This window comes from Vicinamibacteria bacterium, from assembly GCA_035570235.1.
Lineage (GTDB): Bacteria > Acidobacteriota > Vicinamibacteria > Fen-336 > Fen-336 > DATMML01.
The window spans coordinates 24,541-38,498 of sequence record DATMML010000052.1; the positions used below are offsets into that span (position 1 = coordinate 24,541).

Annotated in this window: 8 protein-coding genes; 4 read left to right on the forward strand and 4 right to left on the reverse strand. The window is 64.6% G+C overall.

Annotated features, from left to right (window positions below; translation table 11 throughout):
- Positions 1-116 precede the first annotated feature (116 nt).
- Entirely contained in the window at positions 117-2,495 is a 2,379-nt protein-coding gene (locus VN461_09945) for an FG-GAP-like repeat-containing protein (protein HXB55093.1), read from the forward strand.
- Between the two features lie 16 nt (positions 2,496-2,511).
- Entirely contained in the window at positions 2,512-3,186 is a 675-nt protein-coding gene (locus VN461_09950; GenBank protein HXB55094.1) for a DUF4974 domain-containing protein, read from the forward strand.
- Between the two features lie 112 nt (positions 3,187-3,298).
- On the opposite strand, the gene VN461_09955 is transcribed toward VN461_09950, so the two are convergent.
- The 4 genes from VN461_09955 to VN461_09970 all read right to left on the reverse strand — a co-directional run bounded on the left by VN461_09955 (position 3,299) and on the right by VN461_09970 (position 9,542).
- Complete coding sequence (locus VN461_09955) at positions 3,299-4,489, reverse strand: glycosyltransferase family 1 protein (protein HXB55095.1); 1,191 nt, start codon at positions 4,487-4,489, stop codon at positions 3,299-3,301.
- A 29-nt stretch (positions 4,490-4,518) separates the two neighbouring features.
- Positions 4,519-6,291 (reverse strand): glycosyltransferase, encoded by a 1,773-nt coding sequence (locus VN461_09960; GenBank protein ID HXB55096.1) that lies wholly within the window; start codon positions 6,289-6,291, stop codon positions 4,519-4,521.
- The gene (locus VN461_09965) at positions 6,284-7,468 is read right to left on the reverse strand and encodes a glycosyltransferase family 2 protein (GenBank protein HXB55097.1); all 1,185 of its coding nucleotides are present in this window, start codon (positions 7,466-7,468) and stop codon (positions 6,284-6,286) included. Before VN461_09965 ends, VN461_09960 begins: the two co-directional genes overlap by 8 nt.
- 235 nt (positions 7,469-7,703) lie before the next feature.
- On the reverse strand, positions 7,704-9,542 hold the full coding sequence (locus tag VN461_09970) for a hypothetical protein (protein HXB55098.1): 1,839 nt from the start codon (positions 9,540-9,542) through the stop codon (positions 7,704-7,706).
- Positions 9,543-9,861: 319 nt separating this feature from the next.
- Here VN461_09970 and VN461_09975 point away from each other — a divergent pair, with 319 nt between their 5' ends.
- Together VN461_09975 and VN461_09980 are read left to right on the forward strand one after the other, a co-directional pair.
- Complete coding sequence (locus VN461_09975; protein HXB55099.1) at positions 9,862-10,980, forward strand: methyltransferase domain-containing protein; 1,119 nt, start codon at positions 9,862-9,864, stop codon at positions 10,978-10,980.
- A gap of 37 nt (positions 10,981-11,017) precedes the next feature.
- Positions 11,018-13,810, forward strand: coding sequence for an FG-GAP-like repeat-containing protein (locus VN461_09980; protein HXB55100.1), 2,793 nt, complete (start codon positions 11,018-11,020; stop codon positions 13,808-13,810).
- Positions 13,811-13,958 lie beyond the last annotated feature (148 nt).

The window sequence follows — 13,958 nt, forward strand, 5'->3', positions numbered from 1 at the left end:
TGGTGTTCAGTGAGTTATTGCTGATCGGTAATCGGGTGTGTGCGTCGTCACTTGACCTCTGTCAATCGACCGTTAACCTCGATGTGTCCGCCGTCTCCCCTCCAGGAGGACTTATTGTGCTGGGCGTGCGCCGAGCCGTAAAGATCCGGAGTGTCGGCATCTTTCTCGCGATGGTCAGCCCGGCCTTCCCGGCCCGCGCGGCGACGTTCTGCGTGAGCACCACGGCTGAGCTCAACAGCGCGCTCACGACCGCCCAAGGCAACGGGGTCGACAATGCGATTCAACTCGTGCAAGCCACGTACACGGGTAGCTTCCTTTTCTCCGCCAACCACGGCTTGACCGTGGGCGGTGGCTACGCCCCGGGGTGCGGCTCGCGCGTCGTGAATCCTGCCAATACCGTCCTTGATGGCAACACCGTCGGTCAGACCCTACGCCTGTTCAGTACCGTTCCGGTGGCTTTTGCGGTCGACGGCGTCACCATCAAGAACGGTCGCGCACTCTCGACAACCGACCCCTCGACCATGAATGGCGGCGGGCTCTGGGCCGTCGCCGGCAACACGACCCCGGGGGGAAGCGTCACCCTGACCAATAGCATCGTCACTGGCAACCAAGCCTACCAGGACGGGGGCGGGGTCTACGTCCTCAAGGCGAACACCGTCACCCTGACCAACAACACCATCCAGAGCAACAGTTCCGGTTTTGGGGGCGGGTTCTATGCGGTTGAGTCCAAGAACATCACCCTCACTGGAAACACGATCATGAGTAACACCGTCGCCTTCGCAAGTCCTCCTCCCGGCGGAGCTGGTATCTACGTGGACACCACTTATCCGCTCACGGGCGAAACGGGCAAGAGCTCAACCGTCACCCTGAAGCAGAACACGATCAGCTCCAACCAGGGGCAGGGAATGTTTGTCTTGGGGTCCCAAACCGGGCTCTCCACGGCCGCCGTGACCGTGGTGGGTAACAGCTTCGACCATAACAGCGCGGTCAGCGGGGGCGCAATCGCCATGAGCTACGGCGACACGTTCGTGGGCTCGCAGAACGTGTTCTCCAGCAACACGGCCAGCAGCAATGGCGCTGGCCTAGCCTTTTTCTTTACCCACGTTGTGAGCCTGACCGACAACGTGATGTTCGCCAACATCGCCGGTGCCAATGGCGGGGGTTTCTATGCCCTCCAACAAAACACCCTGAATGTAATCAACAACACCCTCAGCGGAAACAGTGCCACCTCCGGCGCCTCGTTCGGAGGGGGTATCTGGCTCCGGCTCGTCGCCGACACCGACGTGGCCAACATCTACAACAACGTCGTCTGGAGCAACACGGCCGGCTCGGGGGCGTCCGGCGATCTGGCCATCGACAACGACGGCAACACCAACGGTGTCTTTTCTCCCGTCAACCTGTTCAACAACGACTTCAACCAAGCGGCCAGCGGATTCTTCATCACCCAAGCCGGCTTCAGCATCCCCCCCAGCAATCTGAACAACCAGGACCCGAAGTTCGTGAACGTCGCCGCTAACAACTACTCGCTTCAGGCCTCCTCGCCTTGCATCAACACGGGCACCAACAGCGCGCCCGGCCTGCCCCCGCTGGACGGCGCCGGGTCCTTCCGGATCTCCGGCCCTGCGGTGGACATCGGCGCCTTCGAGTTCGGCGCCCTCGCGTACCATAAGCGGAGGCTCGTGGACTTTGACGGCGACCTCATCTCCGACATCACCGTCTATCACTCGGCGTCCGGGCTCTGGTACACGCGTCAGTCCTCCACGGGGACGACGGTGTCGATGGGTTTCGGGGGGACGGGCTATACACCCGTGCCGGGAGACTACGACGGCGACGGGAAGACTGACTTTGCGGTGTTCCACGATGCCACGGGGCTCTGGTTCATCAAGTACTCGTCGACGGGTGCGGTGGTGACGGTCGGATTTGGGGCCTCGGGGTACATTCCAGTTCCCGGGGACTATGACGGCGACGGAAAGACAGACATCGCGGTCTACCACCCGCCGTCGGGGCTGTGGTTCGTTCAGCAGTCCAGCACGGGGACTACCTTCTCCATGGGCTTTGGGGGCACCGGCTATACGCCCGTGCCCGAGGACTACGATGGCGACGGAAAGACAGACCTCGCCGTCTACAACGCCAGCTCAGGCCTGTGGTTCATTCGCCCGTCGTCCACGGGAACGACTTTTTCGGTCGGGTTCGGTGGCTCCGGTTACACGCCGGTCGCGCTCGACTACGACGGGGACGGCCGGGCCGACATCGCGGTCTACCATCCCCCCACCGGCCTGTGGTTCGTGCGGCAAACGACGACGGGGGCCACCTTCAGCCTCGGGTTCGGGGGTACCGGCTACGTCCCCGTCCAAGGCTACTATGACGCGGACTGGGCACGGGGGGATCTGGCCGTCTACAATTCCGCCTCCGGCTTGTGGTTCATACGCCAGTCGTCCACCGGCACGACCTTCAGCCTCGGCTTCGGGGGTTCGGGCTTCACGCCCGTGAACTGAGGTAGACTGTTCTCCCATGAGATGCCGAGGCTTGGCCCTGGCCCTCCTTCTCCTCGGGGTGGGCCGCGCGACCGCCGAGGTTGACATCCACTCGGCCGGCGGCCGCGTGGACCTCCGGGTGAGCACGGCTCCCCTTTCCGATGTCCTCGATCGCCTCTCGCGGGAAACGGGAACGAAGGTCGTGTACGAAGGCCCTCCCCCCCGTCAGCTCGTTTCTGTTTCGCTCCAGAAGCGGACGCCGGTGGAGGCCGTCCTCAGCCTCCTGGAAGGCACGGGGATCAGCTTCGCCCTGCGGATGGATCCCAGCGGAACGGGGTGCCACACGCTCATCATCGTTTCCGCCCCCCAAGGAATCGCGACCACGGCCCCGCCCCCGGCGGCCCCGCCGCCAGAGATGGTTCCGCCGAATGCCGCCCCCGAGGAGAGCGTCCCCGCGGAGGCCTTCACCCCGCCCCCGGGGATGACGGTCTCGCCGCCCCAAGTTGTGCAGCCCCCAGGTCAGCCCGGGAGCTCTCCGGAAGCCAAGGCCGTCCCCTTCCCACCGGGCTTCAACACCGCCCTGCCCAACTTCCAGAGCGGCCCGCCCATGCCCAGCGGGCCCGTCCTGCCGAGCGTTCCCGGAGGGCCGGGAAGCGCGCCCCGCGCCGGGCGGCCCCTCCTCGCTCCCGAGAAGGCGGAGCCGGATTCCTAAGCAGCGGATGGGAAGACTGATTTAGCGGTAGACCATCCGCCGAGCGGGCTCTGGTTCGTGCGCTCGTCGCTCAACGGAAGCACTCTCACGACCGGCTCCCGAGGCCCGGCCTTTAGACCCGTGAACTAGACCCGCGCCGTCGCCACCGGAGCCCGAGGAGGGTCCGACGGCACGGCCCGTAGACCCAGCGCTTCCAAAGGAAGTCGCGGTACTCATACGCGCGCGCCGCCTCCGAGAAAGCCCTAAGGTGCGCGCAAAGCTGGCGGTCCGCCGAGAACTCTCGGGCGCGCATCCTCCCCTTCGCCACCAGCTTCTCCCGGAGGTCCGCCTCGCACCAGACCCTCTCGATGGCGTCCGCCATGGAATCGGGCGAGTTGGGGTCGAAGAGCACGGCGGCATCACCGGTGACTTCTGGTACGGAGGTCGCGTCGGCGGCGGTGATGGGGCAGCCTGCAGTCATCGCCTCGAGCAAGGGGATACCGAATCCCTCGAAGAGGGAAGGGAAGACCAGCATTCGAGCGCGCCGGTAAAGGTAGGCGATCTCCTCGACCTGAACGTAGCCCAGCTGCGTGACCTGCCTTCGGATGCCGTACTCAACCGCTTTGGCCTCCACCGGATAGCCGTTGGCGTTCGGGAACCCCGTCAGCACCACGTTGACGACCAGACCCTTTTTCTCTTTGAGTATCTTCAGGGCTCGCAGCAAGCCATCGTGATTCTTGTGCTTCCAGAAGTTAGCCGGATAAAAGACGAACTCTTCGGGGAGAGGCTCCGCGGGAGGACGCGCGATCTCCCCGCTGCGCTCAAATCGCCGGTCGGCGCTGATGGGCGCCACGATCACCTTCTCCGGCGGGAGGCCATGGTGCTGCACCATCGTTCGCTTCGAGAACTCCGATAGGGTGAGGACCCGGTCCGCCATGCGCGTCGACTCGGGAAAATGGAGGTCGCGCTCAAAGAGGTCCTCCTTCGTGAAAAACTCCGGGTAGAAGACCTCCTGGATGTCGGGCAGCGAGACGACGGTCGGCTTCGGAAGCGGGCGTGGATAAAGGGCACTCAGGGGGCAGAAGTACAGATCGATCTTGTCGAGGTTGGACAAGACCTCGCGCTGATCGGTCAGGAGCACCGCCCCCTCCTTCCAGCGCTCCGTGCCCAGGTTGGCCAGCTCGCCCGCGTTTTGCTCGTACCAGAAGAAAACGTACTGGTTCTCGGTGTCGTTCTCCAGAAGATTGCGGAAGAGGGTCAGGAAGTACTGCTTGATGCCGCCGATATTTGGCTGCAGCAAGAAGCAATTCACCCCGATTCGCATTCCGCGGCCTCCGGCGGGCAGCCCTTGGGTCATTGCACGGGTTGCAACACGATGGGCACGGGCCGGACCTTCCGGGCGACCAGGTTGATGTCGCGGCCCTCTTCTAGGCGCAGCACTTCGAAGCCGAGCTGTCCGAGGCAGTAGTGCACAACCTCCTTGGAGAGGAAGTAGAACTGGTGCGACGGCCTCGTCCCGCCATAGCACCAGGCGACTTCGTCCAGCAGCCGGGAGAAGCCCTTTTCCGTCGTGCAGGTCGCTACGGTCATGACCATGTGGCCGCCGACCTTCAAGCTCGCCGCCGCGTTGAGCCAATATGCGATCAGAGTGTGTAGCTCCACGTGCTGCATCGAGTCGATGGAGAAAAACAGGTCGACTTCGCCCAATAGGCCCAGCCTCGCTACCGCCTCCTGGATCTCGTAGCAGTTGCCCATCTTCAGGAGCTCGAACTGCACCGCGCCCTTCCCCCCGTGCTTGGCGAGGCGGGCCTCGGCGAGCTTCATGAACATCTCCGAGACATCAAAGCAGAGTAGCTGGGCCACGCGGTCGACGACGCGCAGCGTGTACTTGCCGGAGCCGGGGCCGACCTCGACCGCCACCCCCCGGCCGTCGGGGGGGAGGCAAGGGTGCAGGAAGGAGGCAGCATAGGCATCCCACTCCGCCTCGGTACCCCACTCGTCGCCGGGGTAAACGAGGTCGAGCCGGCCCTGGTTGGTGGGCTCGAGCTTGGCGTACGTCTCCCAGCGCTTGACGTAGTCATCCCAGTCGTCGGCGTAGCTTCTTGGCCTCTCCATGGCCCTCCCCTCGTCTCTGGTTCCGCGATTCTGGGCCGCCGGGGGGCGCCGCCGCTCCCGGTAGAGCCGCCAGCATTGACGCATCACCCCGAGGCTCAGGCAGGTTGCGGCGAGCCACTCGCCGAAACACTCCGAGGGGCGGGTGTCCCCTTTCGCCACGCACCGCCAAAGCCGGAGGGGGCCTGCCAGCACGGAGGACAAGTGCCACTTCGCGGCGCCCCAGAGGAACGGTGCTTCCAGCCTCCGCACACCATCCATGACGACGATCTGGGTCATCCCCTCGATGAACTCGCGCTTGAGAACGTAGGGGAGGCGAAGCTTGCCTTCTCGGATCAAGTGTGTAGCGGCAGCCCGCGGCTCGTAGACGATGAGCCCCCCCGCCGCCCTCACCCGCGCCCCGAGCAGGCTGTCCTCACCCCCGAGCGCGAGGCGGCGTCCGGCCTTGAACCCTAGTTGCTCGCTGAAGCCGCCGAGGCGGAGGAGCTCCTCTTTGAGGATCGCGAAATTTGCACCCACGGGCAGGTCGGAGTCCGGGAAAGGCACGGCGTTCTCTCCGATGTCGTAGGTACCGAGAATCGTGATCCGGCTTGACGGATACCACCGGGGCTTCGGCACCTCCCATTCGGGGAGGATTCTCCCCCCGACCATCGTGGGGGCGGGTTCTCGGGCGAACGCCTCCCGGTAGCCGGCGAGCCACCCGGCCCGGGCCTGGGCATCATCGTCCAGGAACGCGAGGATTCGCCCGGCCGCCTCTCGGGCGCCAACATTGCGCGCCTGGCTCAAGCCGAGGGTTGGGATCCGGAAGTACCGCAGGTGCGGCAGGGGTCCGAGGTGCTCCCGGATCCGGGACTCCAGCGGCCCATCCCCATCCTGGTCGATAACCAGGATCTCGCAATCCGCCGAGCCATCCTCCACCACACTCCGGATCGCACGGAGGGCCAGCGTCTCTCGGCGGTACGTGCAGATGATCACGCTGATGATGGGTGTCCCCCCCCGAGGGTCGCTAGACATATCGGTAGCGATACCGCTTGTTCCGGTAGGCCTTCACTATCTCATCCCAGCACCTGCGCAGAAGCGCGAACGCCCTTGGCCCCAGGGCCAATGCCAGCAGGACGAGCCATGCCAGCGGATGCAGCCACATTCCCGGGCGGCCGACCACGGAGGCGCCGAGGAAGTGGTTGGCCTGCTCGCGGTTGCCCCTTTCCAGCGCGGTCAGGGCAGCCAGGAGGTAGGCCCTCCGCCCGCCCTCCCCGGACCTCCGCCGCAGCGCGGCGACATCCTCCGGAGGCAGGTCCCGCCAACGCTCGAAGAGCCTCGCTTCCGCCCCGCGCGCCACCTCGAAGTCGAGGCCGGCGTGGAGGGCGTGGTTGAAATGGAAGAAGGTAAAGTAGCGGGTCATGCTCCGGGGGGCGTTGTGGCGCCGGAAGATCTCCATGTTGTCGAGCCAGAAGACGGTCGGGCTGGAGAGGGACTTGGTGCCGACGATCATCCGGAACCTTCCCAGCTTGACCGGGATGTGGCAGAGCGAGAGGCCCGCGCTGCCCGCACGAAGCCAGAACTCGAGGTCCATCGAGTAGTGGAAGGTCTCGTCGAGCAGCCCGATTCGGTCGTGGACCCGGCGTCGCCAGAAGGTGGCTTGCTGCATGATGTAGTTCGTGAAGTCGTTCCACAGCGGGTGGTACGACCTCAGAACCGAGTAGTCGTAGGGGCGCGAGAGCCATTCCCAGAGCAGCTTTCCGCGTTCGTCGATGACATCCCCGTCCCCATACACGAAGTCGTTCTGTGGGTGGTCGGCGAAGTGCCGGACCACCGCCGCGAAGCCACCGGCGATGTGCAGGTCGTCCGAGTTGAGATAGGAGAGGATCTCTCCGCGCGCCATGGCCAACCCCTTGTTGATGGCGTGGGTCTGCCCCCGATCCTTCTCCGACAGCCACCTGAAACTCACGCCCTGGCATCGGGGCTCAAAGGTCCCGCTCGCGACCAGCTCCGCGCATCGTCGAATGATATCTACCGAGCCGTCCGTCGAGCCTCCGTCGATGACCAGATAGTCGATGAAAAAGTCGCCCGCCTGGGAGATCACACTGTGGATCGTCTCCTCGACAAACGCGGCGTGGTTCAGGCATGGAGTGACAACGGAAACGGTTGCAGGCGTGCCGCTCCCCGGTTTGGCGTCGCCGGAATGGCTCAAGCGCGAACCAACGATCGGCTGAGAGTCTGGTCCAAGCTATCTTGAAGGCACCCGGACTCGCTTGAGCCTCCCCCTCGAGTAACCGCGGCCGCCGAGGGGTCGGTCACGCTCGCGCCGGAATGACGGAGCCGCTTCTTGAAGTGGATCGTGCTTGGATCGTCGGCCTTGTAGGGAGGCATCAGAGGCCGCCGGCTGACCAGATACGGGGGAGGGACCAAGCGTTTGCCCGCGACGATTATAGCCCCGGCCCCACCGCGGTCGGAAGTCCTTGTCCCTGGTCGCCTTTGGCCTTATCCAGCAGCATCCAACGGTCTCCCTCCAACCCTCCCATCCCGACGACGCGCCAGCCAGCCGACTCCGGGGAGGTGATGAACGGGCGGTGGAGGGTGTCCGTCTCCAGGTGTTTCCAGAGGTTCTCGTTGACATACAAGAGGGTGACTCCATGGGCGGCGAGAACGTCCGGAAGGGGGGCCGCCCCCTGCGCCTCGCTCAGGATTGAATAGTCGAAATTCAAGGCAGGGTCGCGCAGAAAGTCCCGCACTAAGTACCCGTTCAGCTCCATGACCCGCTCGTTGATCAGGAACCGCGTGGTCGGACGGCGAAAGACCTCGGCGAAGGGGGCCAGTCTCTCGTAAAGGGCCAGAAGAGGCCGTTCACCCGGCCGATAGAAAGTGCGGTACCGGTTGGGGGCCAGCCAGACGATGGTCACCATCATCAGCGGGACGAGGACCGGCCCACACTGCAGCCTCCGCCAGGGGCGCACCAGCACGAACAAGCACATGCCCGCCACTGCCATGAGAAATACGCCCTGGACGAAGAGATACGCCGGGCGCGGCCGCTGAGAGAGAAGGACCGCGGCCCCCACCGGCAGCACCGAAAACATGGCCCACCAAGCCCCTGCTCTCCGCCTCAGCCAGGCTTTCCACCAGTAGCGGCGCTCGCGCAAGAGCCGGTACGAGCCGGCCAAGAGGATCAGGCCGAGGCCGACGCTGGGAAGCAGTGGTCGAGGAGAGCCCAACTGCTGCGAGGGAGCGTAGTCGGGGTTGATCGTGCCGTGGGCCGAGTTGAAGAGGAGGAGCTGAAGGCCGGCGGGCGTGAGGCGAAGGTTCCAGAGGAAGTGTTCTGCCACCGCTTTCGGGTTCGCCCGCAACATCTGCGAGAGCGTGGGTCGTTCCTGGCCAAATGTCTCCTGCATCAAGTCGGTGCATTGCACCCAGGGGTCCTTCCTCCACTCCGGGTGACGCTGCTGGTAGCCAAACGCGAAAACCTGGCACATGTTCAGGACGTGCTTGTCATTAAGGCGGTAGTGGAGCGCCGGGAACTTGTAGACCGCGCGCGTGTACACCAGGCCGACGAGCGACCCGACCAACAGGATCGGAAGACCGTACGCCAACGCGTAGACGGCGCCTCGCGTCCGCGCCACGGGCGGACATCGGAGCCGCGACCGCCATTCCCAGACCAGCCAGGACAGCGCCAGGACGGCGGTGGCAACTATGTATTCATTGCGGACGAGGACCGAGGCGGCGAGAAAGACGCCCAGAGCAGCGCCGCGCGTCCAAGGGTTCCAACCCAGCGCGAGGATGAGCCAAGCCACGAGGATGGGGATCACGGCAAACAGGTGCACGGTGAAGGTGGCGTCGAAGACGATGGGAAGGACCGCCCACCAGGCGGCGACGAGCCAGGCGATGCCCGGCGGCAGCAGCCGGCGGAGAAGGGCCAGGATGAGGACATCGAGTAGTAACACGATGAGAATCCGGTGAAGGGTGGTCGCCGCGTAGGGGTCGGTGGTTGTGAGGCGCATTACGGTTCCGAAGAAGGCCGCGTACAGGGGTGACCAGGCGATGTCGACCAGGGACCTGGTGAGCCAGAGGTAACCCTGGCAGTAGAAGGTAGCCTCGTCACCGGAGGTGAGGTCGCGGTATGACCAGATGCCCCACATCACCTTGGCCTGAAGCGCCAAGAGCGCCATATAGTAGAAAGAAGGGCGGCGACCTAGGTCTTTGAGGGCCGATATCCAGGTCGGAGTGGCCCGAACTCCGGTGAGGCTCTCCCCCGAGCGATGATCACTCCCCATTGTTCCCCGACCGTATTGTGATAGTTAAGGTGCAGCGGCCCGGGCAGCTCACTCGCTGCAGGCCTCCGGGGTAACCCGAGGTCTTGATGCGACCTCCCTGGTCTAGCCGGAATGCAATTCCCAAGGATTGTAGCGCGTAACGAAGAACACCACGGCAGGGGAGGTACGCCGGGCGCGCGATGGTGTGTCCGGACAACAATATATTGATGGCCCGAGTCGAAGGATTTTGGGGCGTGCTTGCCGGGAGGGGTAAGCCCCTTGGGAACCTTACTCATTCGAGTGGGGAGGGAACGTCAAGAACCGGCGGGGGGCGGGGGGTATGGGCCTTCACGACGCCCTAACACGGCTTGGCTCCCAGGCGCTGCTGTGGCTGAAGGGGCCATCTGCCCTGAAGAGCCCGGTGGTGTTCCTAGCCCTTTACGATGCTGATCCAGAGGGGTTGATTGAAGCCGTCATGCGCCTCTACGGCTCGAACCGAGACTACACTTCCCACTACGTGCACCAGCTTGTCCGACACCACCGGGCGAACCCGCTTATTACCTTGTACCTCGAATCGGAAATGGGCGGCCTTGGGCGCGCACGCCAATTCTTGGATGCCCTCGCCGGGTCCTTCCACCGCCCGAATCTCTTCCGCGGGAAGCGCTGCCTGGACGTGGGAGCAAATGCGGGCCAGACTCTTCTCGCCTTTTGCGAGAGGGGCGCGCGGGCGGCGGTGGGAGTGGAGATTGACCAGGCGCGTTACGAGACCGCCCGGTTGAACCTGGATGGGGCCCGGGGCGAGGGATATCAGCTGGAGGTCTACAACAATGACATCCTGAACGGCGCCTTCATCAGAACCTTGTCGACGTTCGACATCATCTTTTGTCTCGATGTCATTGAGCACGTACAAGACCCGCGGCTCCTGGTCCAGAACCTTTCCTCTTTGCTAGCCCAAGAGCCTGAGGGCTTCATCTATCTCAAAGTGGGCAACCCCCTCTGCTACAAGAACGTACTGGCCGAGCCTCACTACCAGATCCCGGGGCTCGTGCTCTTGCCCCACGCGCTGGCGAAGGTCTACTACCAAGCCTCCTTCCCCCACGACGGCCTCAACTACAGCGTCCAATCGTGGCATTCATACCTCGGCTACGAGGAGATGTTCCTGGGCGAGGGCCTCCATTGTCGACCCTTGTACGACTGTCACATCTACCTAAAAGACCTCGACCGGTATCTGCGTCTCGTGAAGCCCACTCTTGCGACCTTGAGCGCGTTCTGCGAGTGGAAGCAGATCGATTCCGGTCTGCGACAAGAAGTAGAGGCCCATGTGCGCGGCTACCTGGCGGAGCTCGTCGATGTGTTCGACCGGTACCGCGCCACGGGCGATCCCGCTCTGGACCGGCAGATTTGGCTCAAGTACTTCCCCGTAGACAGCGAGCTGATCGTCTCGCGCCATTCAGGGTGATCCGGCGGTGACCCTGGGGGATCAGAGCCTTCTCTAGATGCTGGGATTCCTTCCGGTCCTGTTCATCGTGGTGGCGTCCCTCGCGCTTGCGATTGAGGCCCGCGATAGAGAGGACAAAGTCGGGCTCCTCGAGACTGCCCTGATCGCATGCCTGCTCTCTGGTGCCTGGCTGACGGCCGGGACGGAACTGCTGAGTCTTGGGCACAAGCTCCAATTCGGATGGGTACTCGCTTGGTGGGCCGCTCCCACCGCCGCGCTCACGGTTTTCGTCTTCGGCCAGCGCAGACGCCTGTCGGCCTGGGTCTCGAAGCCGTCGGCGATCACGCCACAAACGCGATGGCTCGTCCTCTTGGGCCTGAGCGTTGTCGCCGCCGCCGGACTGGTGGCCGTGTTGTCCCCCGTCAACAACTGGGACTGCCTCACCTACCACCTCCCGCGCCAGATCCACTGGATCCAGCAGCGCAGCGTGGCCTACTTCCCGGCCCGCAATATGCGGCAGGACATTCTGCCGCCCTTCGCTGAATTCGCGGGCACCCACCTCATGATCCTGTCCGGCGGCGACCGGTTTGCGAACCTCGTTCAGTGGTTCGCTTTGCCGATGAGCATGGCGGCCATCTCGCTGATCGCGCGAGACCTCGGTGGTTCTCCGTTTGCCCAGGCCCTCGGGGGCCTCCTGTTCGCCACCAATCCCGGTGTGTACATGTGGGCTACGAACGCCAAGAACGACCTCGTGCTCGCGGCCTGGCTCTCCTGCCTTGCGTGGCTGGTCCTGCGGACGCATCTCGACCGCCGCTGCGGTCGGGGTCGGGCGGCGCTCATCGGGATCGCTCTCGGCCTGTCGCTCCTTACCAAGAGCACCGCGGTCTTTTTCGCGGCGCCTCTCTGCGCTCTCCTTGGCGTCGTCCTCCTGCTCCAGCACGGGCTTTCTAGCTGGAGACAAGCCGCCTGGATTGGAATGGCGGCCCTCCTGCTGAACGCCGGCTACTTCGTCCGCAACGAGCGATGGTTCGGCTCGCTGACGGGCCCCGTCAGCGTCGGAGAAGGCGGCTACGCGGTGTTCGCCCAGACCCGTGAGCCGGCCGCTCTCGTCTCAGGCGTCGTGCGGAACGTGGCCATGCTGTTGGGTACCCCCAGCCCGGCCGTGAACGGAGCGCTCACGAAAGCGGTCGCCGAGCTCCACCGGCTGATCGGGTTCCCGCTGAATGACAGCCGTACCACCCTGCGCCCGGACATGGACTTCAGCGTGGGGGGCACCCTCTACGGCGGAGAGGATGTCATGACGGCACCGCTCCACATGCTGGTCGCGCTCGTTGTTCCCATCGTGGCCGCCGTCAAATGGCGGGGGGCAGGGTCGCGCCTCGGTTGGGTGTTCCTGGCGCTGCCATACCTCGGATTCGTCGGGATAGCCGGCTCCCTCACGTGGAGCATCTGGAACGCGCGCTACTACATCCCCTTCTGGTGTCTGTGGGCCCCGGCGGCGGCCGTCGCGCTGGCGGCCACCTTCCAGGAGAAGCTGCTGACCGCGCTAGCGATGGTAGCGGGCTTGTCTCTGCTCCCGACCGTGCTTTGGAACCCGATTCGTCCCCTGCTTGGCCCCGACAGCATTATCACTGCGGACCCGCTCGAGGCGATGCTCCGGTACCGGACGTCGTTGATTCAACCTTCGCTGGATGTGGCTGCCTTGGCTCGACGGCTCGGGCCTGCGCGCGTCGGTTTCGCACTGACCGGCGACGACCTCGAATACCACCTCCAGAAGATGCTGCTCGAGGCCGTGAAGCCGGAGCCCACGCTCTCCTCCTTCAACGCGTTGGTACCGAGGGGTCTTCTGAAGGACGAGCCCATACCCGACCTCGCGGTGGTGGTCCAGGATCTGTCGGCCGAGATCGTCCATGCCGCGAGCGGCACCGTATTTCTCCCCGTGGCGGAGTTCCCGCCCTACCGGATCTACTTGCCCCAGGGCAGCCGGGCCGCGACGCAGTTGAGGGGAGAGATCGCTACCGCTCATCGTGACGCGGCTCACGACTTCGACGGGGATGGCAGGGCCGACTTCATCACGTTCGATCCCGATGCAGCCCTTTGGTGCATCCGCGGCTCCACCGCGGGCGAGTCCTGCCTCCAACACGGAGCGGCCGGGTACGAGCCGTTGCTCGGCGATTTTGACGGCGACGGCAAGACCGACTTGGCGGTGTTTCACGTAGCTACCGGTCTTTGGTTCATCCGGAACTCCTCGGACGGAAGGGTCGTCCAGATCGCTCATGGTGGCCCCGGTAGCGTGCCCGTTCCCGCAGACTACGACGGAGACGGCAAGACGGACCTGGCCGTCTTCTATCCGGCCGAAGGCCTCTGGTACATCCGACGATCATCGGACGGAAGGGTCGTCCAGATCGCTCACGGCGGCCCCGGCAGCGTGCCCGTTCCCGCAGACTATGACGGAGACGGAAAGGCGGACGTGGCCGTCTTCTATCCCGCGCAGGGCGTTTGGTACATCCGACGATCGTCGGACGGACGCGTCACCCGGGAGGAGTTCGGCGGGCGCGACTACGTTCCCCTGCGCGGCGACTTTGACGGCGACGGCAAGAGCGACCTGGCGGTTGTCGATCCCACCGGTCGCTACTCCTTCATTCGGGGCTCCCGGAACGGAGCGACGTCGACCTTTGACGTTCCCCGCAACATGGGCTGCATGCCGGTCCCTGCCGACTACGATGGAGACGGCCGGACCGACCTCGCCTTCTACTGTCGGGAGAGTGGGATCTGGTGGGTGAGGTCGTCACGCAGCGGTGTCACGTTCACCCGGCGCTTTGGCGGTGCTAAGTTCATAGGCGTGAGATAAGCGAGGTCGTCACCCTGTGCGTCGGTCCCGTCGAGAGGCTCGGCGGGCGGGGTAGGACGGTCTTGGAGAGGGCGGTGGGTCTGACGGCGACAGAGGGCTTGCTCCGGACAAGGACCCTTATTGCACGCGAGCCTTGGCGGTACCGAGG

Bases quoted from the DNA above. Each gene is read 5' to 3' on its own strand.
- VN461_09980 (HXB55100.1), top strand. From the start codon at position 11,018: ATGCTGGGATTCCTTCCGGTCCTGTTCATCGTGGTGGCGTCCCTCGCG.
- VN461_09955 (HXB55095.1), bottom strand. From the start codon at position 4,489: ATGCGAATCGGGGTGAATTGCTTCTTGCTGCAGCCAAATATCGGCGGC.
- VN461_09975 (HXB55099.1), top strand. From the start codon at position 9,862: ATGGGCCTTCACGACGCCCTAACACGGCTTGGCTCCCAGGCGCTGCTG.
- VN461_09970 (HXB55098.1), bottom strand. From the start codon at position 9,542: ATGGGGAGTGATCATCGCTCGGGGGAGAGCCTCACCGGAGTTCGGGCC.
- VN461_09960 (HXB55096.1), bottom strand. From the start codon at position 6,291: ATGTCTAGCGACCCTCGGGGGGGGACACCCATCATCAGCGTGATCATC.
- VN461_09950 (HXB55094.1), top strand. From the start codon at position 2,512: ATGAGATGCCGAGGCTTGGCCCTGGCCCTCCTTCTCCTCGGGGTGGGC.